Genomic DNA, 703 nt, shown 5'->3' with positions numbered 1-703 from the left:
GCCCCAGGATTCGATCGCGTGCTCTACCCGGGACAAAATAGCGAAATGGTTGCCCAAAAATCGGAAGTTGAAGGGATTAATATCGTCGATGACGTTTATGAATACCTGATCTCCGAGCACGTCTACATAAATTCTTATGATAATAAATCCGCGTTCAACGGATAAGCTCAAAAAAATGCAACACCTTAGTGAATAAATGCGTTATTCCCAAACGACATTTTAAACAAACTTAAGGAAAGGAAGAGATGGTGCAGTTAAAAGAACAAGTGAAAAAGACTTCTGAGACGATCACTCAGTTTGGTTATCAGCAGGATGCTGGCATGACCCGTCTGCTCTATACCCAGGAGTGGCTGGACGCTCAGAACAAATTTATGGAGCTGTTCGAGCAGGCCGGTTTCCTGGCTTATTCCGACGACATTGGAAACATCTATGGTCGACTGACCGGCACCGAGAGCCCTGATGAGGTGATCATGTCCGGCTCCCACGTTGATACCGTGGTCAACGGCGGCAACCTGGATGGTCAGTTTGGCATCGAGGCGGCTTTCCTCGCCATGCAGTACCTGAAAGAAAATTATGGCGCGCCCAAACGCACCCTGGAGGTCGTTTCCCTGGCCGAAGAAGAGGGCAGCCGCTTCCCCTACGTGTTCTGGGGCAGCAAGAACATCGTCGGGATCGCCGACAATAAGGATGTCCAGGATCTGAC

General features: G+C 49.5%; 1 protein-coding gene. It reads left to right on the top strand.

Annotated elements, in window-relative coordinates; all coding sequences use genetic code 11:
- Nucleotides 1-245: 245 nt before the first annotated feature.
- Nucleotides 246-703, top strand: a 458-nt coding sequence (locus tag AC2D8U_RS21030; protein WP_484621022.1) for a M28 family peptidase, incomplete at its 3' end; no start/stop codon positions are given.

Source organism: Ferrimonas sp. YIN67 (assembly GCF_057219095.1).
The sequence above is the reverse complement of the archived record's forward strand: the minus strand, read 5'-3'. Positions and strand labels throughout refer to the sequence as shown.